Source organism: Poseidonocella sedimentorum (assembly GCF_900116005.1).
Taxonomy (GTDB): domain Bacteria; phylum Pseudomonadota; class Alphaproteobacteria; order Rhodobacterales; family Rhodobacteraceae; genus Poseidonocella; species Poseidonocella sedimentorum.
Genome location: NZ_FOYI01000004.1, coordinates 44,146 through 69,627, shown reverse-complemented (window position 1 = coordinate 69,627; position 25,482 = coordinate 44,146). Strand labels below are relative to the sequence as shown.

Here is a 25,482-nt window from a genome sequence, read left to right as displayed (position 1 = left end):
GCGACCATGCACATTACGGTACTCGCTCTGGGCTCCCGTGGAGATGTGCAGCCGCTTCTGGCATTGTCGCTGGGGCTCAAGGCGCGGGGGTTCGCCGTGCGTTTCGCGGCGCCCCGCGATTTTCAGGACTGGGTCGAAGGACACGGGCTGGACTTTTTTCCGCTTACGGGCCGGGCCGCCAGCTTCTTCGGTGGCGCCGCCGGGGCGGCGATGCGCGACCGGCTGAGAGACGAGCAGGCGTTTCAGCGCTTCTTTCAGGACTATCTCGGCACGTTTCTCGACAAGCTCTTTGTTGCGTGCACGAAGGCCTGCGCGGGCACCGATGCGATCCTCTGCTGGTCCTGGACGCGGGCGGGGCCCTCGCTGGCGGAAGCTTTTGGCGTGCCCCTCTTCGTCGTGGGTGCAACCCCGGCGCTGCATCTGCCGACGAGCGTCTTTGCGAACCCGTTTCAGGATCGCCGGACGCTGGTCGGCGGGCCGGTCCATAACCGTCTGTCCTGGCGCAAGGCGCTTCCCTTCACCCGTATCGGTCAGCCCCAGGTGGATCGCTGGCGCAAGCAAAGCCTGGGCCTCGCCCCACTCGACTGGCGCACAGAGCTGCGCCGGCTGCGCAGGGCGCCGCATCTCTTCGGCTTCAGCCCCAGTGTCCTGCCGAAACCCTGGGATTGGGGGCGGCATGTGCATGTCACCGGGTACTGGTTTCTGGAAGACACCGCGATCTATACCCCGCCGCCCGATCTGGAGGCGTTCCTCAACGAAGGCGATCCCCCCGTCGCGATCGGCTTCAGCAGCCAGGTTGGCGGTGATGCCCGCAAGGTCACGCGCGCGGTCGTCGCGGGGCTGCGGGCCTCGGGTCGGCGCGGGATCCTGATTTCCGGCTGGGGCGGGCTGAAGGGGGTCGAGCTCACCGATGACATGTTCGTCATCGACAAGGTGCCCTACGGCTGGCTGCTTCCGCGGGTCGCGGGAATGGTCCACCAGGGCGGCGCGGGATCCGTGGCCATGGCGTTGCAGAGCGGCACGCCGAGCGTCGCCGTGGCGTTTGGCTATGACCAGAGGCTCTGGGGCGAGCGGATTGCGCATCTGCGGGCCGGTCCGGCCCCGTTGGCGGCGGCCACGCTGACCGCCGAGCAGGTTGCGCGGGCCATCGACGCAGTGGCGACCGACCCTGAGCTGAAGCGCGGTGCGCTGCGGGCCGCGGACCGGATCGCACGGGAAGACGGCGTGGGGACCGCCTGCGGGAGTCTCGAAACCGCCCTCGGCCAACCTGCGCGCGGCGCAACACGCAGATCGGCAAAACCCGATCAGCGCGCGACAGAGGACCTCGGCCTTGCGCTGGCGTCCGGGAACAGACAAGCGGAGGATCGCGCATGACCACGAAGATGCGGGTCATTTGCCTGGCTCCTGCCGCCTTCGGCATCGAATTGGCAGAGGCCGCGCTGCGCTGCGGGGCCACGGCGCTTCTGGACGCCGCCGTCGATGGAACGCGCAGTTGGACAGCCGCCGACGTGGCGCATCTGCGGGCGCGCGGCGGCGCGCTGGCGGTCCGGGCAACGCCGGATCAGCGCGATGTGCTCGGCGGGTTTGAGGGTCATCCCCATGACGTCGTGCTGACTGGCTGGCAGCATCGGCCGTCCTCTGCGCTCAGGGCTCTGATGACACCCGGCCGGAGCATCTGGCTGGAGATCGCGGATGCAGGCGATCTGGACCAGATCGACCCCTCGCTCGGCATCTCTGGCGTGCTGGGGCGCGGATCCGAATGCGGTGGGGTTTCAGGCCGCGAAAGCGCCTTCATCCTCGCCCAACGCCTCGCAACCGGGGCACATCCGTTCTGGATACAAGGAGCCATCGGCCCGGCGACTGCGGCCGCGAGCCGGCTTGCGGGGGCCGCTGGCGTCGTGCTCGACGATGCGTTGATCCATCTGGCGGAAACCGCCTTGCCCTCCGGCGTGATAGCGAAGCTGGCCTCCCTTGCCGGGACGGATACGGCGGTGATCGAAACCAGGGGATCGGGCGCGGTCCGTGTGGCATGCCGGGCCGATCTGGCCGGAGCGGAGGCCTTCCGCGCCGCTGCGGGGGGAGAGCCGCCCGCGAGGATGGGCTGGGGCGATCCGGATGACTGGGCGCTGCCGGTGGGTCAGGGCCTCGATACGCAGGCTCAGGTGGCGCGCCGCTGCGGGCGTCTCGGTCGTCTGGTGGCCGAGGTGCGGGAGACAGCGGCCGAGGCGCCCGAGAGGGCTTTGAACCGGCGCGCGCTGGCACCGGATGGCCCGCTCGCCGCGGCGCACGGCACCCGGCTTCCGCTTGTGCAGGGCCCGATGACGCGGGTCAGCGACGGGCCTGCTTTCGCGGCCCATGTGGCGGGCGCGGGCGGGTTGCCCATGCTCGCGCTGGCGATGATGGAAGGGGGCGATGCCGCCGCGGTACTGGCCTCGACGGCGGAACGGCTCGGCAGCCAACCCTGGGGTGTGGGGCTGTTGGGATATCTTTCCCCTGATGTCCTCGAGCCGCAGATCGCCGCGGTCGAGGCCACTCGGCCACCCTTCGCGCTGATCGCCGGCGGGCGTCCGGAACAGGCGCGCCGGTTGGAAAAACAGGGCATCACCACCTATCTGCACGCGCCGACGCCGACGCTGCTGCGGCAGTATCTCGAACAGGGCGCGCGGCATTTCGTCGTGGAAGGCGCGGAGTGTGGCGGCCATATCGGCCCGCTCGGCGGCTTTGCGCTCTGGGGGGCGGTGGTCGAGGTGCTGCGTTCGCTGCCCGAGGCGCTGAGGTCCGACGTGCATGTGCTCTTTGCCGGCGGCATCCATGACGCGCGCTCCGCCGCCATGATCGCGGCGATGGCGGTGCCGATCTTTCCTGCGCGGTTTGGTCTGCTGATGGGCAGCGCGTATCTGCTGACCGAGGACGCGACACGGAGCGGCGCCATCGGTCCGGCGTTTCAGGAGGCGGCGATTGCCTGCCGCTCGACCGCCGCGATCAAGACCGGGCCCGGACACGCCATCCGCTGCGCACCCACCGCATTTGTCGAGACATTCGAAGGCGAGCGCAGCCGGCTGAGCGCCGAGGGTGTGACGGGCGCCGCGTTGTCAGAGGCGCTGGAGCGAGTGGTCACGGGGCGCCTGCGCCTCGCCTCGAAAGGGATCATCCGCGAGGGCGCGGACCTTGTTGCCGCGCCGGCGGAAACGCAACGGCAGGAGGGGCTGTTCATGATGGGAGAAGCGGCCGCTCTGATGGGCAGGACCACCTCGATCGGCGACCTCCACTCAGCCGTGACCGAGGGCGCCATCGCGCAGTTGCAAGCCGCGACCGAAGCGAGAACAGCCCCCGCCCGCGCCGCGCCGCCCGAACCCGTCGCGATCATCGGGATCGGCTGTATCGTGCCCGGGGCCGAGGATGCCGATGGTCTGTGGCGGCTATTGCTGGATGGCCGCAGCACCATCACCGAAGTCCCGGACCGCCGCTGGGATTGGCGTCTGTTCTACCGGCCGGACCAGAGCCCCCCCGACCCCGACGGGATCCAGTCGAAATGGGGCGGCTTCATCGATCCTGTCGCCTTCGATCCGGTGAGCTACGGCATTCCGCCCCAGGTTCTGGGCTCGATCTGCCTGCCCCAGCTCTTGGCGCTGGAGGCGACGACGCGCGCCCTGAACGATGCGGGGCTGACCGGCACACGGCGGCTGGAGGCGCTACGGGCCCGCACCGCGGTTATCTTCGGGGTCGCAAGCGCGGGGGACGTCGAACAGATGTACAAGCTGCGCAGCGGGTTGCCGCTGGTGCTGGAGGCCGATGCGCAGGAACGCGCGCGCCTGCCCGAATGGACGGAAGAGACCTTTCCCGGCATCTTGCTGAATGTGGTCGCCGGCCGTGTGGCCAACCGGTTTGACTTCGGTGGCCCGAACTTCACCGTCGATGCGGCCTGCGCGTCCTCGCTTGCCTCTCTGGACATCGCGATCCGCGAGCTGCACTCGGGGCGGTCGGATCTGGCGCTTGCCGGGGCGGTCGAGGCCGAACTCTCGCCCCACGCCTATGTTGCGTTTTCGAATACTGGCGCCCTCTCTCCCACCGGGCAGGCCCGCGTGTTCGACGCCGCCGCCGATGGCATCGTGATCTCGGAAGGCGTGGTTGTCCTCGCGCTCAAGCGGCTCGGCGACGCCATCGCGGATGGTGATAGGGTCTATGCGACGATCAACGGCATCGGCGGCGCGAGCGACGGGCGGGGCCTTGGCCTCACGGCACCGAAAACCGCGGGCCAGGTGCGCGCGATTGATGGCGCGCACGGGATGGCCGGCACGAGCGTGGCCGACCTTGGTCTCTATGAGGCCCATGCCACCGGCACGAAGCTGGGCGATTCAACCGAGGTGGAGACCCTCGTCAAAGCGCTGTCACAGCACGGCAACGCGGCGCAGGGTGCGCCCGCGGGGACCCCGTGCATTGCCGGATCCGCCAAGTCGCTCCTGGGTCATACCCGCGCGGCGGCTGGTCTTGTCGGGGTCACCAAGGCCGCGCTCGCACTGCATCATCGCGTGCTGCCGCCGCATCCCGGGGTAGAGGCCCCGCTCAAGGGGCTCGATGATCCCAAGGGGCCCGCGGCATTGCTCCAAGTGGCACAGCCCTGGGTGCAACCGCAGGGAACGCCGGCGACCGCGGGGGTCAGCGCCTTCGGGTTCGGCGGCGTCAACTTCCATGCGGTCCTTCAGCAGCACGACGCCATGGCCCCCTTGGGCGCCGCGCGTTGGCCAGCGGAGGTGTTCACTGCTGCCGGTGCGGACGCAGGCGATCTGGTCAAGGCCCTGACGCGCCTGCGGACCGCCGCTGAACGGATGGACCCGCGGGCCGGACCAGCGGGCGAGCTGCGCACGCTCTCCCTGAGCTCCATTCTGGAAGCGCAGCAGCAGGGCCCGACGCCGGCCCGTGCCGCCATCACGGCGCGCAACGCGGGCGAGTTGCTGAGCCGCATCGATGGGGCTCTCGCGCGTCTTGCGGGGCGCGAAGACGGGCAAACCGTCGGGCTCACGCTGGCCCTGGCGCCGGCGGAGGGCGAACTGGCCGTCCTGTTTCCGGGGCAGGGCGCGCAATATCCCCAGATGGGGGCGGAGCTCGCCCTTTATGCGCGGGAGGTGCACGCCGCGCTGAGCGCGTGCCGCCAGCGGGCGGAGATCCTGCCGACCGCGGCCCACGATCCAGCCACGCGCGCGTCCCAAGCGGCGGCTTTGGCGGCGACCGAGATCGCGCAGCCCGCCCTTGCCGCGCTCAGCTGCGGGATGCTGGATTTCGCGCGGCGCCTGTGCCTCGCGCCTGCGCGCTACGCCGGGCACAGCTTTGGCGAGCTTGTCGCCCTTCACGCCGCCGGTGCGATGAGCCGCGATACGCTGGTCTCGCTGGCCGAGACGCGTGGCCGCCTCATGGCCGAGCTCGGGCCCAAGGATGGAACGATGGCGATGATCGGCCTCGCCGCTGACGAGCTGCGCAGCCGGCTCGGCGCGGATAGCGGCGTGGTGCTTGCCAACCTCAACGGGCCGAAGCAAACCGTCCTGTCGGGATCCCGGGCCGCGATCGAGGTGGCGTGCGAGCGCGTTCGCGATGCGGGGGTCGCGGTGCGGATGCTCCCGGTCTCGTCTGCCTTCCATTCCCCGCTCATGGCGCCGGTGCAGGAGCAATTTACGGCCGCATTGGCCGACGCCTCCATCCTGCCGCTCGGGGAGGTGGAGGTTCACGCAAATCTCGACGGTCGCGCCTATCCGACCGCGCCCGCCGAAATCGCCAACCGCCTTGCCGGGCATCTGGAGGCACCTGTGGATTTCATCGCGCAGGTGGAGACCATGTGGGCCGCGGGCGTCCGCAGCTTCATCGAGATCGGCCCGGGGCGGACGCTGACAGGGCTCGTCGGCCAGATCCTCGGCGACAGGCCGCACCATGCGCTGGCGACCGACGGTGGGCTGGAGGCATGGCTGCGCAGCTTCGGCGCACTCTGGGCGGAAGGCCGCGAGATTGACCTCACCGCGCTGTTCGAAGACCGGAATGTGCCGGTGCTGGCACTGGACGCAATTCCCGCGCCACCGGCTGATCCCGAGTGGCTGCTCGATGGCGGCCGGGTCTGGCGGGCCGGAACGCCGGGCCATATGGGCGCAAAGGAGTTTCGCACCGCCGACACCGCCGATCCGCCGCGCGACCGGCTGGCCGGATCTGACCGGGTATCCGCAGGAGACGCGGGCACGCCGCGCGACCTCGTCTATGCGGAGTACCAGGCAACGATGCGATTGTTTCTGGAGCAGCAGGAACGTGTGCTCTCCGGCATGCTCGGCGAGGACGGAGCAGCGTTCGGGCCAGATGAGACCGCCGCGACCCCGGCCGAGCCGCGCGCGGCCGAACCGCCACCGGGCACGGCACCGGATGAAAGCGCCGTCGCGGCCACCCCAGAGGACGCCGCGCCCGCGGTCCCGCAGGACCGGGAGGCTCTGGCCGACCATTGCATCCGCATCATCGCCGCGCGCACCGGCTATGCGGAGCGCACAATCGGCAGAGACCTCGATCTGGCGGCGGATCTGGGGGTCAATTCCCTGAAGCGGATCGAGATAATGGGCGATCTGATCGAGAGCTTCCCGGCGCATTTGACCGAAGCGTTGCAGGACAGCTCAGACGTCTTGGTCGGCGCGACGACCGTGGCGAGGCTCGCGGATGCCGTGTTCGACATCGTCTCATCTCCCGCCGCTGCTGCACCCCAGGCCGCACCCGCCACGGGCACGACCGCGCCAGATGAGCCCGCCCCCGACGGCCCGGCAAAATCGGACGCCGCCCCGCACGCCTGCCCTCGTTTCAGCGCCCGGGCCGAGGAGGTGCCGCTGCGCGCCGAGGCTGTCATTCCCCTCGACGGCCTTTGCATCGTGACGGAAGGTCCGCCCGACTTGACAGAGCGTGTCCGGTCCGAGCTGCTCCGGCAGGGGGTGCGTGTCTCGGTGATTTCCCGGGCGGATCTCAACGACCCCGAAGCGCTTGCGATCCGCGTTGCGGTGCTGCGGATGGTGAACGGAGCGATTGGCGCGGTGGTGGATCTTTTTGCGCTCGCGGAAGGTCCGCACGGCATGGATGGGACCGAATGGGCCGCCCCCAGCCCGGATGTGGCGGAGCCCTGTGCAACCCACCCGGCGCGGCGGCTGTTTCAACTGCTCCGGTTGTTGGAAGAGGAAATCGACGGTGAGGTGCCTTTCCGGATCGTTGCGGCCGCCCCTGCCTACCCCGATATGATGCGATCAGCGGTGGCTCGGCGCGCGCGCGGCGGCGGTCTGCATGGCCTGCTGTCCTCGGTCACGCGCGAACACCCGAAGATCATGGCGAAGGTGCTCGATCTTGATGTCAGCGAAGACGCGCAGCTTCTGGCCGGGACGATTGCGCTTGAAACGCTTGTCCCCGGCGGCGGGGACGAGGTCGCCTACTGCAATGGTCGCCGGTTCGCCTATACCGCGCGGGCAACGCCCTTGATCAGGAGCGGCGCGCCGACCGACTGGCGGATCCCCGCGAGTGGCGTCGTGCTGGCGACCGGCGGGGCGCGCGGGATCACCGCTGAAATCTGCGCCGAAGTAGCCGGGCCCGGCGTTCATTTCGCGCTGGTCGGCCGGGAACCCGCCCCGGACGGGACCGCGGAAGACCACCCCCGCGCCGCGGCGATCGCGCGTCTTGAACAGGCCGGTGCGGAGGTCTCCTACCACCAGGCCGATGTGCGCTCTCCGGACGCGCTCGGCGCGGTGATCGACAGGCTCTACGCGCGCCATGGTCGGATCGACGCGGTGCTGCACGGCGCAGGCGTCATCGAGGATCAGCGGTTTTGCAGCAAGGATCTGGCGTCCTTTGACCGTGTCTTTGCTACCAAGGTGGCGAGTACCGCGGTTTTGCGGGCGAAGCTGCGACCGGAGGCGCTGCGTTGGGTGGTGCTCTTCGGCTCCGTTTCGGGTCGGTTCGGCAATCGCGGCCAGTGTGACTATGCGGCGGCGAACGACGCCATGGCCCGCATCGGATCGGAAATGGTTCGCGCGTGGCCGGACGTGCGGGTGTTGAGCATCGACTGGGGCCCGTGGAGCGGGACGGGCATGGCCGGCGCGGGCGTTCAGGCCATGCTCCGGCGCGAGGGCATCCGCACGATCCCGCCAGAGGCCGGGCGCGCGTTTTTTGCGGACGAGATGACATGGGGCACCAAAGCCGACAGCGAGGTGGTCGCCGGGCAGGGGCCCTGGGCCAGCGAAACCGATGGCGGCTTGTCGCGGCTGCTGGCGCTCAGCGCGCGGATGTTGCGGCGCCATGGCCCGGCGGAAGAGGACGTGGCATGAGCCCTGCTGCGGTGTCGTCCACTGCTCTTGGAGTCAAAGGCGGAGCCACGCCCAAAACCCTCGTGCTGTTGTCGGCCCGCACCCGCGGCGAGCTCATCGCCAGACTGGACGCGACCATCGCCCGGTGGGCGCCAGCAGCCCCCCCCGAGCCCGGTCCGCATCCCGCCGCGCATCCGGAGCGCCTTGCGCTGGTCGCCGAGCCGGAGAAGATGCCTGCCGCGCTTGCGTCGGCCCGGCAGACCCTGACCACGCGGACCGCAGCGCGGATCGTGCACCGCAGCGCCGGGCTCTACTACGCCAGCGGCGCCGCGCCCGGGTCCATCGCCTTTCTCTTCTCCGGAGAGGGCGCGCAGAGGCCCGGGATGCTGGGCGAAGCCCGGACGCGCATCGCGGACCTCAACACATGGCTCGACGCGCTGGAGGCCACCTACGCCCGACACGGAGAGGCAGGCATCGCCGATCTGCTCCACGGCGCCGAAAGTGAGGACGCGCAGACACGCGAAAGCAGGGCCCGCAGGCTCTACGACATTGCCCACGGTGGGCAGCTCGGCACGATTGCCAATCTCGGCCTGTGCCAGATGCTGGGCCGGCTTGGCGTCCATCCCGACATGGTTGCGGGGCATAGCAACGGCGAGCACGCCGCGGCGCTTGTCGCGGGCGGTGATACGGCGTCGCGCAGCGCGGACATCTGCGCCTGGCTCAGGCGCGCCAGCCGGGCGGGGCAAGCGTTGCCGTTGCCTGAAACCGCCGAAGCGATGTTCGCCGTTGGGGGCGCGTCGCCCGACCTTGTCTCGGAGACGCTCCGCGCACATGGGTCGGGGGCCTTCATGGCGATGGAGAATTGCCCGCAACAATGTGTGATCGGCGGGCGCGAGACCGTCGTGCGGGGTGTGATCGCGGATCTGTCGCAGCGGCGCGCTGTCTGTAGCAGGCTGCCCTTCGCACGCGCCTATCACACGCCGCTCTTCGCGGAATGGCAGCGGGTCCTGACTGAGAGCTATGCGCATCTGCCGCTCAGACCCACGTCGATCCCGTTCATCTCATCCTTTCACGCCTCTGCCGTCGGGCCGCACCCCGACGCTATCCGCAAAGCGCTTGGCGCGCAGTGGACCGATACCGTCCGGTTCCGCGACACCGTGGCGCATATGTATGACAGGGGCGCGCGGACATTCATCGAGGTCGGGTGCGACGACAAGCTGACGGCGTTCGTTCAGGACACCCTGCGCGGACGCGTGCACATGGCAGGGGCGATGCTGTCGTCGAGGACCGGTGAGATGGCGCAGGTTCTGCGGCTGCTCGCGCTGTTGCACATTCAGGGCATCGCCCTGGCGTTCGAAGGCCTGGCGCAGGTGTTGGGCCGCGCGCCGGCAAGCCGGGTTGGACCGGGTGGCGGTGCGCGCTGTCCCGACACACGCAGACGCACGCAAGATGACGCACCGCAGATCGCGCGCGGCGGCCGAGCCGGTGGCCAGACGCTCGCGCGGCAACGGGCGCTGGTGGCGCGCGCGCGCCAGGCGCTGGCCAGCGGGCCAGTCCGCGAGGACGCGGCCGCCGCAAGCCGCCTCCCCGATCCGGCAGCGACCCAAGGCCGGCCCGCGCCCGGCCCCGACGACCGAGCCGCGACCGGTGATCTCGGCTGGCACCTGACCCGCGAGGGCGATCCTGCCATCCGCGACCATGCGATGGGCGGCCTGTCCGTGCTGGCCTTCTCCGCGAGCGTCGCACTGGCGGCGGAGGCGACGCAGCGCCCATGTGTGCAGGGCTTTCCAATCGTTCTGCGCGATTTGGAGGCGGTAAACTGGATCACGCTGGATGGCCACTCTCTGGATCTTCGTGCCTGCACCGCAGACCGCCCCGACGGCCAGCACGTCGCGCTGGCCGCGATGGGGATGCCGCCTGGATTTCGCGCCCGACGTGTCGCAGACCGCATGCCCCAGACGGCCCGGTCGGACGCCATCCCGGCCCTTGCAACCACCAGCACGCCCAGCTCATGGACTGCCGAGCGGTTCTATCGCGACTACGCCTTTCACGGCCCGGGCTACCGGCTTGTCGATGAGATCACCGCCATCGGCGCAGATGGCTGCGATGCGCTGTTGCGGCTGCGCGCGTCCCCGGCCCGCGCGACCGATCAGAGCGCCGCATTCGCGCGGATCGATCCCATGATGCTCGACGCCGCCGGCCAGTTGGTCGCCCTTTGGATGTTGGGGCAGGGGGGGCGATCCCCGTCGACCGGCTTCTTTCCGGTGAGTGCGCGCGAGGTCAGGATTTTCCGCGCCATGCCCCCTGCCGGGTCGGTGGTCGACTGTCGCGTCCGCCTGCGCGGCATCCCCGGCTTCGGATCGGAAGCGAATGCGGTTTTTCTGCAGGGCGGGCGGCCCATCGCCTGCATCACGGCGCTTCGTCAGCGCGAAGTGCCCCTGCCGCCGGTGCTGGCGAACTGGATATTCGGCGAGGGGGTCGACCGGTTCACCAAACCCGCGGATGGCGCCGAATTGGTGCTGGATCTGGATACCTGGCGCGACGCCTTCGCAGCGCAGGGCGGCATCTGGTCGCGCGTGATCGCCCACAGGATCCTCGGGCCGGACGCTCTGAGCCGATGGCTTGCAGCGCCCGACATTGATGCCCTCTTGGCGCAGATCGCGCAGCGCGAATGGCGCGCGGGGGCGCCGCCGGACGCAGTGCCGATGCTCCGCTGGGAAGGCGGGACGCTCATCGTCGGCCCGCAGGTCAGGGCAACCGCATGACGGAGCAGTCTGACGCCCGGATCCTGCTGTTATCGGCCCCGGATCGCGAGACCCTGCTCAGGCGGCTCTCCGCGGCGCGGTCTGCCCCGACACCTCCGGCCCGCGAGGACGAGCCGGTCCGGCTTGCGCTGCTGTGCCGCGACGGCGATCACGCCAGCCAGATCGACAGGGCCGAGGCACGGCTCGCCCGCAGCGATCCCGCCACGGAGGCAACCGCGCGATTTGCGCTCGCGGGGTCAGTCTTTTTTGCAGACAATTCGGCGGGCGCCGATGCGCCGGCCACGGCACTCCTCTTTCCCGGGTTCGGAGCGCACAATCCCCGCCTGATGGCGGAGTTGCGGCGCGACTTCCCGGCCGCCGACACGTGGCTTGGAGGGCTGCAACAGGCCCGCCGGCGCGCGCTTCTGGCCAATCCCCTGCTGGTGCCGCAGTCGAGCGAGCGCGGTGGGACAAGCGCAGACGATGGGCGCGGCGCGGGTCTCGATCAGGAGATCGAGGCGGTTATCGCCGCAAGCCTTTGCCTGTGGGAGGTGCTGCACGATCTCTGTCCCGACCTGCCGGCGAATGCCCTCGTCGGCCACAGCTATGGCGAGCTGTCGATGCTTCCCGCCGCCGGGATTGTCGCGTCAGCCGACGCGGCGCTGGACATTGGCGATCAGCTCATCTCGCGCGTCAGGCGCATGGCGGGGGCGGGCGACGTGGCCCTCGCAAAGACCAGCATGCTGGCCGTCACCGCGGCAGGGCGGGACGCCCTTGGTGATGCGATCACCGGCGCCGGCGCGGTCAGCATCGCCCTCGACAATTGCCCGCAACAAACCGTTCTTTGCGGGCCTGCCGATCACATGGCCGAGATAGAGCAACGCCTGCGGCGCGCGGGGCACGTCAGTTTCAGGCTGGAGGGACTGCCCATCGCCGTGCACACCGCCGGGTTTCCGTTGCCAGACGCCGAACTTGCAGAGATCTACGCATCGGTCGATGTGCAGCCCCCGCGCATTCCGGCCTATTCGTGCTGCAGCGCCGCGCCATTCGTGGATGACCCGGCGGCGATCCGGTCTTTGCTTGCGGCGCAGTGGTCCCGGCCCATGCGGTTTCGCGAGACGATCGAGCGGCTCCATGAGGATGGGGTCCACCGCTTCATCGAAGTGGGCCCGGGCGGCAATCTGACCGGCTTTGTCCGCGATATCCTGCGGGGAAAAAAAGCGACGGCCCTGGCGGCCAACACCGCGGCGCGCCCTGCGCGGGATGGCGTTTTGGGGCTGATCGGACGCCTGTTCGTGGAGGGGCATCCCGTCCGCGTCCCCCCGGCCTTCGAAGCGGGGGGAACGACCGCGCAGTCGCGCGTCACGGAGCCCGCGAGCAAGGACCCCGCGCCCGCAGAGGGGGAGATGCAGGCCCTCGTGACCGGGCTGGTCATGGATTTGCTCGGCGACGAGGCGGAGGAGATCGACCCCGAGGTCGGCTTCTTCGATCTTGGGCTGGGCTCTCTCGATGTGGTCGAGCTCACGGATCGGCTGAGCACGCGGCTCGGGCGGCAGTTGCCGCAGACGGTGGCTTTCGATCATCCGACCGTGCGGCGGCTGTCAGCCTTCCTCACCCGTCAGACTGACCCAAGCGCAGGCTCATCCGCGCGCATCGCGGCCCCGCGGGCCCGCACGGCCGCCACGGGCGACATCGCCATTATCGGCATCGGCTGCCGGGTGCCCTCCGCGTCCGATGCCGAGGCGGAGGGCGCGGAGGGGCCGGAGGCCCTTTGGAAGACCCTGCAGGACGGCGCGGACGTGGTCGGTTCGGTGCCGGAGGACCGCTGGACAGCTGCCAGCCTGCGCGCGGCCGGCATCGAGACCGCCAGTCAGGCGATCGAACACGGGGCGTTCCTGCGCGACATCGCAGGGTTTGATCCGGCCTTTTTCGGCATCTCGCCGCGCGAGGCACGCACCCTCGACCCGCAGCAGCGGCTGCTGCTGGAGGTTGCCCAAGCCGCCTTTGAAGATGCCTGCCTGCCCGTTGCCGAACTGCCCCAGAGCCGGACCGGCGTCTATGTCGGCATCTCGACCAACGACTACGCCCAACGGCTGACGATGCGCGAGCGGCTGGAGATCGGGGGCTATCTGGGGTCGGGCAACACGCCCAGTACCGCCGCCGGGCGGCTTTCCTTCGTGTTCGGTCTGTCCGGCCCCTGTCTTGCCCTCGACACGGCGTGTTCGTCCTCGCTCGTGGCGGTGCATCTGGCGGTGCGGGCCTTGCGGGCGGGTGAGGCCGATGTCGCACTGGCCGGCGGCGTCAACCTGATCATCTCGCCCGAGACCAGCTTGCTGCTGGCGCGCGCCGGGGCTCTCTCTCCACGCGGGCGGTGCCGCAGCTTCGATGCCGGTGCGGATGGGTATGTCCGAGGCGAAGGCTGCGCGCTTGTCGCGTTGAAACGGCTGGAGGACGCGGTGGCCGACGGGGACCACATCCGCGCGGTGATCAAGGGCAGCGCGATCAATCACGACGGCCGGACGAGCGGACTGACGGTGCCGAACGGGCCGGCGCAGCAGGCCCTGTTGCGCGCCGCGCTCGACGATGCTGGCATGGTGCCCGACCAGATCGGATGTATCGAGGCGCATGGCACCGGGACAGCTCTGGGCGATCCGATCGAAGTGGGCGCTCTGGGCGCGGTGTTCGCCGGGCGGGCGTCGGCCTTGGGCAAGGTGACGTTGGGCTCGGTAAAGAGCAATCTCGGCCATCTGGAGGCCGCTGCGGGCGTGGTCGGCTTGATCAAGGCCGTGCTGCAGACCGAGCGGCGACGGATCGTCGCGAGCTTGCATATGGAGACGCCAAACCCGCGGATCGCGTGGGACAGCATGGCGCTCGACGTGGCCCGGGAGGGCAAGGATTGGCCCGAGGACATGCCCGAGGCAACCGGCATCAGCTCCTTTGGTATCAGCGGCACCAACGCCCATGTGATCATCGCCCCCGCGCCGCCGGTCGCGGAGAATATGCGGAGGCCCGCGCCGTCTCTCGCGGGCGAGGCGGAGAGCACGTCCACGGCTGATGCCGCAGCGGCGCGGCCCGTGCCTCTCGTGCTGTCTGCCCACTCCCCGACGGCGCTGACGCGGCTTCGGAACCGGATGATGGCGCAGCTCGCCGACGGGGCCGCGAAAGCGGAGTTCCGGGACATCTGCATCGCGTCGCATCTGGGGCGAGACGCGCTATCCCACCGCTTGGCCATCGTCGCCGAGGATCGCGGTACAGCGCGGGCCGCGCTTGAGAGAGCAGTGCCCGCCCGCGCGCGGGGGCGCCCCCGGCTCGCGTTTCTCTACAGCGGCCAGGGCTCCCAGATGTCCGGCATGGGACAGGGCCTTTATGCCGCGGAGCCGGTTTTCCGCGCGGCGGTCGATGCCTGTGCCGCACGGCTCGACCCGTTGCTCGGCCGCCCCCTCACCGATGTGATGTTCGGCATATCGGACCTGCTTCACCAGACCCGCTACACGCAACCGGCGATCTTTACACTTCAAGTTGCGCTCGACGATCTGCTGCGGGCCCGGGGGATCACGCCGGACGCCGTTCTGGGCCATTCGGTCGGGGAGATCGCGGCGGCGCACCGGGCCGGATGCCTCTCGCTGGAGGATGCCGCCGGGCTGGCCGAGGCGCGCGGGCGCCTGATGCAGAGCGTCGCGGAAGACGGCGCGATGCTGGCGGTCGCGCTCGATGAGGGCGCGCTGAGCACCTTGCTCGCCACCCACCGGATCGAGCTTTCCATTGCGGCGGTGAACGCGCCCGCATCCACCGTCCTGTCGGGCAGAACGGAGGAAATCATACGCGCCGAGCGGGCGCTGAAAGCCGCCGGGCACCATGTCTCCCGGTTGCGTGTCTCGCATGCCTTCCACTCGGAGCTGATGGAGCCGATCCTGCCGGATCTCGCCCGCTTTGCTGCGGGTCTTGCGCAGTCCCCGCCCCGGATGACGATGGTCAGCAGCCTGACCGGAGCGCCCCTCGAAACCGCCCCTGACGCGGATTACTGGGCCGCTCAGCTGCGTGGTGCGGTCCGGTTCGCGCAAAGCCTCGACGCGCTGCGCGCCACGGGAGTGGACACGTTCCTGGAACTTGGCGGGCGCCCGGTGCTCTCCGGCCTGGTGGGCGACACCTCCGTTGCAGGGGCCGGCCCGGCGGATGCCGCCGACCGCAACAACGAGGAGGCGCTCTGTTGCCTCGCGCCCGCCCGACCGGACCCGGTGGCCTTTGCCGAGGCGCTGGCGGGCCTCCATGTCCGCGGCGTGAACGTGGACTGGACAGAGACCTTGGGCACCGACCGCTGGCGCCGCGTTGCTCTGCCGCCGACCCCCTTCGACCGTCGCCGCTACTGGATCGACGCGGACATCGCGCCCGGAGCGCAGGGCATCCCGCCGCCGAAATCGGACGCGACCGCCCCCCCGCAAACCGAGCCAGAGGCCCCCGAGGCTGCGGGCAGCACCCCGCGGATCATCGCCACGCTGCGGGCGCTCCCCGACGACGCATCGCCCGCCGATATGGCGCTCCACGAATTGCGCCGCTCCTTTGCGAGCGTCCTTGGCGGCCCCTTGCCTGCGGGTTTTGATGCCAGCGATCCGTTGACCGGCGCAGGGTTGGATTCCCTGATGGCCCTCGGGCTGCGGCGCGAATTGCACACGGACTTCGGGATTGACGTTCCCTTGGTCCGGCTGGTCGATCGCGAAACCCTCGCGTCGCTTTGTGCAAAGGTGCTGGCGCGGCTCGAACAGGAGCGCTCCGGCACGGCGGCGCCGTCGCCAGTGCCGGTGTCGGAGGATAAAGCGCTGGCGCTGTCACACGGCCAGCGCGCGCTCTGGATGCTATGGCGGATGGCCCCCAATTCGACCGCTTATACGATCTCGCTGCCCCTCGACGTGCCCGCGCCCGCGCGCGCGGCGGACTGGCAACGCGCCGCGGACGCGCTTGTGGCCGCGCATCCGATGCTCCGGGCGACGATCCGCGACACCGCGCGCGGTCCCGCGCTCCGGGTCTTGCCCGCCGGCCCCGCCGGCTGGGACGCGGTGGATGCGCGCGGTCTGAGTGCGGATCGTCTCAAGCAGCGGCTGCAACGGGCCCATGACGCGCCGTTCGATCTCGCTTCGGGGCCGGTCTGCCGGTTTCACTGGTTTGCCCTCGATGATGGCGCGGCGCGGTTGCTGGTGAGCATTCACCATGCCTTTGCCGATGGCTGGTCGCTGGAGATCATCCGGCGCCAACTCCTGCATCTCGTTGACGGCGGGCAGATCGCGCTCGACGCAGGGCACACAGAGGCGATGCGACGGGCCAAGGCGCAGCTGACGGGCGACGAGGGCGCGCGGCGGCTGGGCTACTGGCGCGACCGGCTCGCCGCGCCTCTTCCGGTTCTGGCCCTGCCGACCGACCTGCCACGACCAAAGGTGAAATCCTTTCGCGGGCGCGGCACGGCGCTGTCCTTCACTGCGGCGACCTCCGATCGCGTGCACACCCTTGCGAGGGCGCTCGGCGCCACCCCCTACACGGTCTGCCTTGCCTGCACGCTCGCCTTCCTGCACCGCTACACCGGACAGACCGATCTGGTGATCGGCAGCCCGCAATCCGGGCGCGATGACGCCGCAATGGCGGAGGCCGTCGGTTACTTCGTCAATCCGATCGCGATCCGCAGCCTGCTCGCCGAGGGAGAGACATTTCGCGATCTTGCGGCTCGGGTCCGTGGTGCGGTGCTGGAGGCGCTCGATCATGACTACCCCCTGGCTTTGCTGGTGGAGACCCTCCGGATTGCGCGCGATCCCGGGCGCTCGCCGCTGTTCGACGCGAGTTTCAATTTCGTGTCCGGCGGCGCCGAGGCGGACTTCGGGAGGCGCGGACCGGCGCAAGGGGATGGCAAATTCGATCTGACCGTCACCCTCGTTGACGGCGCGCAGATCAACGGATGGCTCGGGCTCGATGCCGCGCTCTTCACGGCCGAGGGGGCGGACCGGATGGCGCGCGTCTTCGAAGCCTTCGCGGCGCAGCTTCTGGCGGCCCCCGAGCGGCCCCTGGCGCAGATCGGGAGCGCCGAGACCGGTGCGCCGGCCCTTCAGGGGGGCGCGCTGCCAGAAGGCTGGGCCACGCCCGTGGTTGACCGGCTCGAACAGCTGAGCCTCGCGACACCGGACGTCGCGGCCATCGCCGCCGAGGATGCCCGGCTCTCCTACGGGGCCTTGTGGGAGAGGGTCCTGGCGGGGGCAAAGCAACTCCAGCGGGCCGGCGCCGAGCCCGGAGCCGTGGTCGCGGTGACCGCGCGCCGCGAGGCGGCCTTCGTGATCGGGGTCCTCGCCTGTCACCGGGCGGGCGCAACTCCGGCGCTCATCGATCCCGATTGGCCCGATGCCGTGACGCAGGCCGCCATCGCAACATCAGGCGCCGCTCTGTGCCTCGACCGGGGCAGGCTGAGCCCCGTCGCCGCCTCCTCTGCTGCTCCCCGCCCGCCGAAGCGACCCGCCGCCGCCTACATCGCCTTCACCTCGGGCACGACAGGGCGGCCCAAAGGCGTGATCGTGCCGCAGACGGCGCTGTCGGCCTATCTCACCAGCATTGTCGAGGACCTCGCGTTTGCCCCGGGCGCGACCTTCGCTCATTGCTCGGCCCCGGCGGCGGATCTGGGGATGACGATGCTCTTCGGCGCCTTCGCGGCAGGCGGCACGCTGCATATCCTGCCCAAACCTGTTTGCCTCGATCCCGCCTTATTCAAGGCCGCGATGCACGACGCCGCCATTGACTATCTCAAGATCACCCCGTCGCATTTCGCAGCGCTCACGGAAGGCGGCATTGTCCTCCCGCGAAGGGCGCTGATCCTGGGGGGCGAACCCGCGCGCGCTGACTGGGTGGCGCGCCTCTCGGCCAGTGATCCGCGTGTTCAGATCTACAACCACTACGGACCGACCGAAACGACCATCGGCGTGATGACCGGTCAGTTTCAGGCCCCGCCCGACAGCGAGGGCAAAAACAGGTGTCTGCAAGACAGCCTCCCCCTTGAGCGTGTGACCATGGGAAGCGCGGTGCATCTTGTGGACGCGGCTGGCCGAGACGTCTTGCCGGGCGCGGTCGGGGAACTTGCCGTGTCGGGGATCGCGCTGGCCGAGGGCTATCTGGAGGATGGCACAGGCGATCAGGGCGGTTTTCTGCGCCGTGGCGGCCAGCGGCTCTACCGCACGGGCGATCTCGCGCGCCAGTTGCCGGACGGACGGGTGACGGTGCTTGGCCGCAAGGACCGGCAGATCAAGCTGCGCGGTCACCGCGTGGACCTCACGCAGATCGAAGCTGCGCTGACGGTTGTTGACAACACGCGGCAGGCCCATGTGCTGGCCACGGCGGCCGGGCTTGTCGCCTTCGTTCCCCGGGGGGAGACGCGCGACACGCCAAGGCCAGCGCGCGCGGGCAGCGCGGCAGAGGCCCGGCGACTGCGCGCGCGCATGGCCGAAATTCTGCCCGCCCCCAGCGTTCCGAACCGGATCGTCCTGCTGGACCGGCTCCCGCTGACCGAGAACGGCAAGCGCGATGAAGCTGCCCTGCGCAAGCTGCTGGACACCGAGCCTCGCGTCGCCCGCGTCGCGGACAGGCCGAGTGCACCTCAGGGCGCCGCCGAGCAGGGGCTGGCCACGATCTGGGCAGAGCTGCTCTCGCATCCCGGCCCGCCGCGCGATGCGAGTTTCTTTGATCTGGGCGGGCATTCCCTGCTCGCGGTGCGCATGATCGCGATGATTGCCGATCGCTGGGGGGTGGACCTTCCGGTGACGACGGTCCTGTCCAACCCGACGATCCAGTCGCTCGCGCCACAGATCCGGATGGCCGGGCAACGACACCCCCTGATCGTGCCGCTTTCGGACGGCGGGGTCGGCGCCCCCGTCTTTCTCGTACCGGGCGCAGGAGGGAGCCCGGTCTACCTGCGGGCACTGGCCCAGACGCTGGACGGGAACAGACCAGCCTGGGGTCTGCGCGGGTTCGGACATGCTCCCACGGAGAAGATCCCGGCCACGGTCGATGAGACCGCGGATTGCTACCTGTCGGAGGTTCTGGAGGCAACCAAGGGCTCGGCCTGTCACCTTGTGGGCCATTCCTTCGGGGCCTTCGTCGCTTTCGAGCTGGCAAAGCGGCTCACCGCGCGCGGGGGGCGCGTTGCCAGCCTGACCATTCTCGACAACCCGGCCCCCGCCCGCGCACCAGGCAACGCGCCGAAGGACGATATCGAGTGGGTGCGCCACATTGGTCTCAGGATCGGCAAGCTGACCGGCCAGACGCTGGATCTGCGGCCGCGCGGGGTGGTGGGCTCCTACGCCGAGGCTGTCGATCAACTCGCAAGCCGGCTGACGCAGGCCGGGGTTCTGCCCGCCGATCTGACGCCGGAGCAATTTGGCCGGTTCATCGCCGTCTACCGATCCAACGCGGAGGCCGCGACGCGCTATCGGCCCGCCGCACTCGCGCCCCCGGTGCCGGTGCATGTCGTCCGGGCGCGGCACCTTGATGCGGACCTCGGCCAGCCCACGGACCCGGACGGCACGCCCACCCTTGGATGGGAGGCGTTTGTCGCCCGCACCCCGACGGCCTCCGCCGTTCCGGGTACCCATCTATCCATGTTCCTTCCCCCGCAGGTATCGACGCTGGCGCAGACGCTCTCCGGCTGGCTCGACCGCGCGGACCACCGAACCCAAGCGGAGCCCGTATCATGAGCAAGACGCCATCCTCACCGCAGCGCGCGCCCGGCAAGGGGGAGCCGTCCCGCCTTGCGCGGATCGGGCAGGCCGTGATCGAGGCCGGGCCGCTGATCCTCTTTCTCGCGGTGGAGCGTTTCGCCGGTGTGCGCCTTGCCATAGCGGCCGCGATTTTTGCGGTGGTCCTTGGCTTTCTCTACCGGCGTTGGATGGGCATCGCCAACACCCGCCTCGGGCTGTTGGCCGCCGGCCTCACGGTCGTCTTCGGCGCCATCGACCTGCTTTCCGATACCCCGTTCATGCTCCAATACGAGGGGGTGATCTCGAACTTCGTGGTCGGCATCGTGTTCTTCTGGAGCACCCGGGGCAAGACCCCGCTCATCGAGGAACTCGCGGTGCGCCACGGGGGGATCTCGACCGAAGACCGCCCCGATCTGCACCGCTTTTTTGACTATCTCAGCCTCACCTGGGCCGTGTATTTTCTGGTCAAGGCGGCGCTTTACTTCTGGATCAGCTTGCGGATGCCGCTGGAGGACGCGCTGCAATGGCGGGCCATCTGGGGGACGCTCTCGCTCGCGGCGATGGCGCTGGCGACCGGCGTGCTGAGCCGGCCGGCGTTTCGCGCCCTACGCCGCCGCGGGTTGCTGGAGGCCCCGAAGCGCTCCGCGAAATCCTCCGATACCGACAGCGGCGCGCCAGACCGCAAGGAGCCCCGGTCATGACCTCTTTGGAGCCCTCGGTCGCCGCGCGCCCCGCGGATCCAGCACTGGAATGGCAGTGGCGGTATCGCTGGTCCATCGCGATCTACAGCGGGCCCGCGCTCACGCAACTGGCGCCCATCGATCCGCGGGGGCGCCCGACCCTGACACCGCGTCATGTGACGGATCGGCGCGCGGCTGCAGTGGCCGATCCCTTCGTGATCCGGACGGGCGAAAGCTACCTGATGTTCTTCGAGGTCCTCGATGCCCTCTCGGGGCGCGGCGTGATTGCGCACGCAACCAGCGAGGATGGTCAGGGCTGGCGCTACGAAGGTGTCGTTCTCGAGGACAGCATCCATCTGTCCTACCCCCAGGTCTTTTATTGGCAGGGGGCGCATTACATGATCCCGGAAACACGGCAGGCGGCTGAAGTGCGGCTCTATCGCGCCGACCGGTTTCCGGGCGGCTGGCGTCAGGTGGGCACGCTTTTGAAGGGCAGTTACGCCGATGCGACGCTGCATGCGGCGGGCGGCCTCTTCTGGCTCTTTGCTCAGCGTGGTCTGGATGAGATGCGGCTCTTTTTCGCAGAGGCGCCGACCGGGCCATGGACAGAACACCCCGCCAGCCCGCTCTGGGCAGGCAACCGCCGTGCCAGTCGCCCCGGCGGGCGGCTCATCGAGGTCGGCGGCCGCACGCTCCGCCCGGCACAGGACGGGTGGCCGACCTACGGCACTGCGGTGCGCCTCTTCGAGATCAAGCATCTCGACAGGGCGCGATACGAGGAGACAGAGCTTGCCGAAAGTCCGATCCTGACGGCGTCGAAATCGGGTTGGAACGCCCTCGGGATGCACCACATCGAGCTGATACGCGCGGACGCCGCCGGCTGGCTGGTGGCGGTCGACGGCGCCACCGTCGGGCCCATCGCACCGGCGGCGCGGCAGGCCGCCCAACAGCGCCTGGAGTGACCGGGATGTTCCAAAGACCAGATGCCGAGACCGGCGAGATGCCTCCGGATCACACGAAGGACGCGGTGCGTAGCGCCCCGATCTGCCTCGTCAGCGAGATGTATCCCCCCACGCTTGGCGGCGTTGCGGGGGCCGCACGTCGGTTGGCGCGCCTGCTGCACAGCCTCGGCCACTCGGTCCATGTGGTCACGACCATCGACAGATCCGAGAGCCCGGAAGGCGGCGTCGAGAGCCGGGACGAGGACGGGGTGTGGGTCCACCGCGTCAGCCAGAAGCGCCCCAGCAACAGCACAAAGTTCCTGCTGCGCGATGCGATCTTGCAACTGGACGATCGGGTCGGATTCCAGCTCTTTCAGGGGTTCTTTCTCCCAGCGGCCCATCCTTGCCTGCTGGCGGTCGAGGCCAGCGGGATCTGGCGTCCGGTGATTGCCAGCATCCGCGGCAACGATGTCATCACATTGAAGGACCACCCCTTTCACCGGACAACGATCCTTCACAGTCTCGAACATGCCGATTGGATCACGTCCGTGAATGCCGCCTATCTCGACCTGGTGGCCGAGGATGTGGAGGTGAGCGGCCGCAGCAGCGTCATCCGCAACGGCGTCATGCCGGTGCCAGCGGGGGCGCCGATGTGGCGCCTCGACCAAAGCAATCGCGGGCGGGTCGGGCTGGTTGGTGAGCTGCGAAAGGTGAAGGACATTCCGCTGCTGGTGCGCGGCTACAACGGCGTGCCCGCTTCCCTCAGGAGCGGTCTGCTGCTCGCCGGTTTCTTCACCGACCCCGAAGAGGAGCGGTGGGCCGAGACCTTGGTCCAGGAGTTCGGACTTGGCGGCGAGGTAACACTCACCGGACCATTCGCGCACGGGGAGGTATTCGACCATCTGCGCAGGATGCACGTCTACGTTCAATGCTCCGCCTTCGAGGGGCTGCCGAACGCGCTGCTCGAAGCGGCCAGCCTTGGCGTGCCGCTGGTCGCAACCGCGGTGGGCGGCATGGCCGAGGTGCTCGACCACGAGGTGTCGGGCCTGCTTGTGCCACACGGCGACCCGGCCGCTCTTGCCGGCGCATTGGCCCGAATTCTCGGCGATGACGGGTTGGCCGCGGCGTTGTCCCAAGGCGCGCGCGCACTGGCCGCAGAGCTCAGCCCCGAGGCGGAACGCGCCGACTGGTCCGCGCTCTATGACCGGCTGCTGGGGCAAAGCGCGGAAAGCGTGCAGCCCGCCGGGTCATTCTGATCCCGCGATGATAGCATCGGAGAGCATCTCTCTCGCGCGCGCATCCGAAATCAACGCCGGTAGGAAGGCCTCCGGATCATTGTCCCGGAGCGCCGCGAACACAGCGGTCAAGAACGTGGCAAAAGCGTCCGCCCCAGGCACGTCGACGGCCACCTCGGTATTGGCCACTCGGGCCCTGATCGCGGCGGCGGCGGTCGGATCGGTGGTGAAGAGACGCTCGACATCGAGACACACGTCCGGCCCCAGCAGCGTCGCACGGTTCACGTAGCCGGTCAGCGTGCCGAAATGCCCCGCGACTGTCCTCCCCCCGCAATAGCGCGCCGTGATGCTGAACCCGTGATCGCCCGCGAGCCCCATCGCGCAGACGCTCTGCGGTTCGGCATCGAAAAACACCCGGCCCAGTGACATTGCGTAGGGCCCGAGGTCCTGCAACATCCCGCCGCCCAGTGCCGGATCGTGGCGAAAGTTGGAGCCGGGCAATGCCGGAAAGCTGAACGCTGCGACGACATGCCGAGGGGTGCTGCCCGCATCCGCGAAAACGCGGCGGATCGCGGCAATCTGGGGATGATGCGCGTAGACGGTGGCCTCGGCCAGCAACACCCCGCGCTCCTGTGCGAGGGCTGCAAGGGAGCGCGCGTCTGACAATCGGAGCGTCGCCGGTTTGTCGAGAACAACGTGCTTGCCCATCGACAAGGCAAGCTCCGCAAGCGGCAGATGCGTGCTGTTCACCGTCGAGATCCAGACAAGCGGCGCCGTGGTTTGCTCCAGCGCCTGTTCGTAGTCCGGGAAGGTCCGGCCCGACATGCCGCCGGGCCGTATCACGTCGCCGGCCGCGCTTCGGGAGGCGATGTCAACCTGAGTGACGCCGGTCTCTGCGAGAGCGGGCAGGATCCGCCGCCGCGCGATCTGTGAGTAGGCAAGAAGAAGCACGCCGGGTCGTGGCATCGGTCACCTCGCAACGTCTGGATGCTTTGGAACAGTGGACATCGGGACCACGGCGGTCAACGTCTAGTTCCGTATCGGGCCGGGCGTGTGCCCGACCCCGGCGAGCGGCGCGCAACGCTTTCAAAATGCACCGGATTCGGGTACCTTTCGCGGGACCGGGTAGGGGACGCGCGCATGACACAAGCTGAGGCGACAGGCAGGACCGAGGCGCTGCTGACGCTCGCGGCCATCGCCTATGTCGATGATAGCTCGCAGGACGCGGGCAAGATTGGCGAAGCGATCGAAGCGGAACTGCAAAAGTTGCCTGCCGCGATCAGCGAGGACTGGTCGCTTGCCTTTGGCCCCGTTATTTTCCCGGACACCGACAGTTTGCTCTTCGTGGCGGAAAACGCCGCGACTCAGGAACTCGCCGTGGTGCTGCGCGGAACCGCACCGGACGACAAGAGCAGAGCGGTGGATTACCCGGCGAAACAGATCGACTGCACCTATTGCGGCATGGACGGGGCCAAGGTGTCTGCCGGGTATATGTGGGCGATGACCGGCATGGTGGGCGTAGAGAGCCGCGGGCAGTCTCTGGGCGATTTCCTCAAGGCGCGGGCCGACGGGTCCAACGCGCTGCGCATCTACGTCACAGGCCACAGTCAGGGCGCCGGGGTGGCCCCGTTGCTGCTTGCATGGATCATTGATCAGAGCGCCCAGTGGTCCCCGTCGACGCCGCCATCGATCCAGTGCCAGGCCTTCGCGCCGCTCAGCACCGGAAACCCCGCCTTTGCCACTTGGATCGCCCAGCACGCCGACTGCATCCTTTTCATCAATCCTCTGGACATCATTCCATTCATGTACGCGGATATTCAAAAGGCGATCGATGATGGCATTCCGACGACAATCCCGGCCAATGATCGGAAGATGTTCGAGACGATAAAAGAGGCCGCGGACGCGGCCGGGCAATGGGAGCAAGTCCCCAACACGGTCACTCTGGAAAGCAGGGCCCTGCCGTCCTCGATGAGCTTCGAGAATCAGAAAGACGGCCAGCACAACGTCAACAGCTACCTTGTCCTCATGGGGTATCCGCAAACGGATGTGGGCGCGCCATCGCCCTTTGCATCCTGAGGGCCCAATTGCCCGTTCCAACCCTGACCGCCTGCACAGAGGTGCCCCACATCGCCCGTCACATGGCTACTGCAGAATGAAGATCTATGAGCTGCCCCGTGGATCCGGATAGCAGATGCAGTGCGATAGAGCGGGCGCTTGGTCGGCTTTTGCCGAAGGGCGCGGCAATGACCTGTGGCCCGGTGCTGGATGCCACGCAGAGCCTGTTTCCCGGCGAGGGCGCCCAGATCGTCCGGGCAGTTGAAAAACGGCGGCGCGAGTTCTCGACGGGTCGGCTCTACGCGCGGTCGGCGCTGGCCAAATTGGGCTACCCACCGGTCGCTCTTGTGAGCCATGAAAGCAGGCGGCCATGCTGGCCAGAGGGCGCCATCGGCAGCATCACCCATGCCGACGATTTTTGCGCCGTGATGGTGGCATCTCGGAGCAAGGTGATGGCCCTGGGTCTGGATATCGAGCGCATCAAAGACGTGTCCGACTCCCTCTTGCCGCAACTGTCCGAACCGGACGAGCAGGAAGACTTGCTGCGGCATCTGGACCCGGACCTCCTCCCCGCTTTGACGTTTTCTGCGCGCGAGGCGATCTTCAAGGCCTATAACCCTGTCACGGAATATCCCTTGAGCTTCAAGGACGTGAGGCTCTCCGTGGAGGGGGGGTCTTTCGCCGCCACCATGGTTCGCCCCGATATTCCGTCGCTTTTCGGACACAAGCGGATCCACGGGCAGTTTGCATGCGTTGAAGGCCTCGTGATTTCAGTTGTCGCGTTCAAAAGTTGAACCATAAACAGCT

Annotated in this window: 10 protein-coding genes; 9 read left to right on the top strand and 1 reads right to left on the bottom strand. The window is 68.9% G+C overall.

What is annotated here, in order from left to right:
• Positions 1 to 6: 6 nt before the first annotated feature.
• From BM353_RS07350 to BM353_RS07325, 7 genes are read left to right on the top strand one after another with little or no spacing between them, the layout of a single operon-like run.
• A complete protein-coding gene (locus BM353_RS07350; RefSeq protein ID WP_092078686.1) occupies positions 7 to 1,374 on the top strand; it encodes a glycosyltransferase in 1,368 nt (455 codons plus the stop codon).
• On the top strand, positions 1,371 to 8,324 hold the full coding sequence (locus BM353_RS07345) for a type I polyketide synthase (RefSeq protein ID WP_092078683.1): 6,954 nt from the start codon (positions 1,371 to 1,373) through the stop codon (positions 8,322 to 8,324). The genes BM353_RS07350 and BM353_RS07345 overlap by 4 nt, the downstream gene beginning before the upstream one ends.
• Complete coding sequence (locus tag BM353_RS07340) at positions 8,321 to 11,068, top strand: acyltransferase domain-containing protein (protein WP_177220486.1); 2,748 nt, start codon at positions 8,321 to 8,323, stop codon at positions 11,066 to 11,068. The genes BM353_RS07345 and BM353_RS07340 overlap by 4 nt, the downstream gene beginning before the upstream one ends.
• Positions 11,065 to 19,761, top strand: coding sequence for a type I polyketide synthase (locus BM353_RS07335; protein WP_177220485.1), 8,697 nt, complete (start codon positions 11,065 to 11,067; stop codon positions 19,759 to 19,761). The genes BM353_RS07340 and BM353_RS07335 overlap by 4 nt, the downstream gene beginning before the upstream one ends.
• Positions 19,758 to 20,465, top strand: a complete 708-nt coding sequence (locus BM353_RS07330; RefSeq protein WP_177220484.1) for a septation protein IspZ — start codon at positions 19,758 to 19,760, stop codon at positions 20,463 to 20,465. Before BM353_RS07335 ends, BM353_RS07330 begins: the two co-directional genes overlap by 4 nt.
• Positions 20,462 to 21,406 (top strand): glucosamine inositolphosphorylceramide transferase family protein, encoded by a 945-nt coding sequence (locus tag BM353_RS16890; RefSeq protein WP_177220483.1) that lies wholly within the window; start codon positions 20,462 to 20,464, stop codon positions 21,404 to 21,406. Before BM353_RS07330 ends, BM353_RS16890 begins: the two co-directional genes overlap by 4 nt.
• Positions 21,407 to 21,411: 5 nt before the next feature.
• Positions 21,412 to 22,641, top strand: a complete 1,230-nt coding sequence (locus BM353_RS07325) for a glycosyltransferase (RefSeq protein WP_177220482.1) — start codon at positions 21,412 to 21,414, stop codon at positions 22,639 to 22,641.
• On the opposite strand, the gene BM353_RS07320 is transcribed toward BM353_RS07325, so the two are convergent.
• Entirely contained in the window at positions 22,633 to 23,586 is a 954-nt protein-coding gene (locus BM353_RS07320; RefSeq protein ID WP_092078667.1) for a Gfo/Idh/MocA family protein, read from the bottom strand. The two genes, BM353_RS07325 and BM353_RS07320, sit on opposite strands and share 9 nt — an antisense overlap.
• Before the next feature lie 174 nt (positions 23,587 to 23,760).
• Here BM353_RS07320 and BM353_RS07315 point away from each other — a divergent pair, with 174 nt between their 5' ends.
• Positions 23,761 to 24,696 carry a lipase family protein gene (locus tag BM353_RS07315; RefSeq protein ID WP_177220481.1) on the top strand — a complete coding sequence of 312 codons (936 nt, stop codon included), beginning with the start codon at positions 23,761 to 23,763 and terminating at the stop codon, positions 24,694 to 24,696.
• A gap of 167 nt (positions 24,697 to 24,863) precedes the next feature.
• The gene (locus BM353_RS07310) at positions 24,864 to 25,469 is read left to right on the top strand and encodes a 4'-phosphopantetheinyl transferase family protein (RefSeq protein WP_218155470.1); all 606 of its coding nucleotides are present in this window, start codon (positions 24,864 to 24,866) and stop codon (positions 25,467 to 25,469) included.
• The last annotated feature ends 13 nt before the right edge of the window (positions 25,470 to 25,482 follow it).